Annotated in this window: 2 protein-coding genes and 1 pseudogene; all 3 read left to right on the top strand. The window is 56.3% G+C overall.

Annotated elements, in window-relative coordinates:
- Nucleotides 1-158 precede the first annotated feature (158 nt).
- Nucleotides 159-389: a hypothetical protein gene (locus tag F8N62_RS31455; protein ID WP_150713516.1), complete on the top strand. Its 231-nt coding sequence runs from the start codon at nucleotides 159-161 to the stop codon at nucleotides 387-389.
- Complete coding sequence (locus tag F8N62_RS31450; protein WP_150713515.1) at nucleotides 386-688, top strand: cell division protein ZapA; 303 nt, start codon at nucleotides 386-388, stop codon at nucleotides 686-688. Before F8N62_RS31455 ends, F8N62_RS31450 begins: the two co-directional genes overlap by 4 nt.
- A 100-nt stretch (nucleotides 689-788) precedes the next feature.
- Nucleotides 789-1,020, top strand: a pseudogene (locus F8N62_RS31445) (chemotaxis protein); the annotation flags it as partial.

Here is a 1,020-nt window from a genome sequence, read left to right as displayed (position 1 = left end):
CGACGAAGTGCAGGAACCAGATCCGGCAATCACAGTCTTTAAGGTTCGCGAGGAAGGACACTCGCCAGGTAAATCAAGGCCTTGCGCCCAATAACCCTGGCAAGCGTGGTGACTTTTCTTTATCGTACGCGCCCCTTGAAAATGCTTGGAAAATCAAAATGTTGGAAGCATCCCTAAACCAATTGGAGCAACTGGTCAGCGACCTTGTTCAACAGAACCAGACCCTGCTCGGCGCCAACCAGGCCCTGAGCGCAGAACTGGCCCAGGCCAAGGATGAAAACGAAAGCCTGCAACTGAACCTGATGGAGCAGGAAGAGAAACACGGCGCTACCGCAGCGCGCATCCAGGCCTTGGTTGAACGCGTCAGCGCCGGTCCGGTCAGCGCATGAGTGTCGGCGCCGCAGGGGTAAAAGTCGTCTCGATCCTGGGGGAGGACTATTCGATCAAGGCGCCGGCCGGGGAAGAGCAAACCCTGCTGGACGCTGCCATGATGTTGAAAGCCGCGCTGGCCGATACCAAAAGAAAGTACCCGACGCTGATCGGTGACCGCCTGTTGGTGCTGGCAGCGATGAATCTGTGCTCGCAGCAGATCGAAATGCAAAAGCAGCACAAGTTCGAACTCGACCGTTTCCAAGAGCAAGTCAGCGCCACGGTTGAAGTGATCGCCAAGACGATCAGTCAGGCCTGACAGGCTTTGCGCACAACCAAAGAATAAATTGTCGTTTGCGTTGTATACAATCGGCACGGCTGTTGCAGTGTTTCAGCCTCTTATTCTTTGGGGGTGCTCCATGCAGTTCTGGCGACGCAGTATTCAATGGCAGTTGATCCTCAGTATGGGCACCGCCCTGCTGGTCAGCATCCTGATCGTGGTGGGCATTTATACCCTCGTGGTCAACCGTCTCGCCCAGCGCTATCTGGTCGAACAAGCGCTGCCGTCGAGCATCGAAGCGATGCGCAACGACATCGAGCGCATCCTCGTGCAACCCCTCACCGCCGCCAAGGACATCGCCAGCAATAGCA

Origin of the sequence: Pseudomonas fluorescens, from assembly GCF_902497785.1 — a bacterium.
In the GTDB taxonomy this organism is placed as follows: domain Bacteria; phylum Pseudomonadota; class Gammaproteobacteria; order Pseudomonadales; family Pseudomonadaceae; genus Aquipseudomonas; species Aquipseudomonas fluorescens_BO.
Note: the sequence above shows the minus strand (reverse complement) of the source record. Positions and strands in the feature narration are given on the sequence as shown.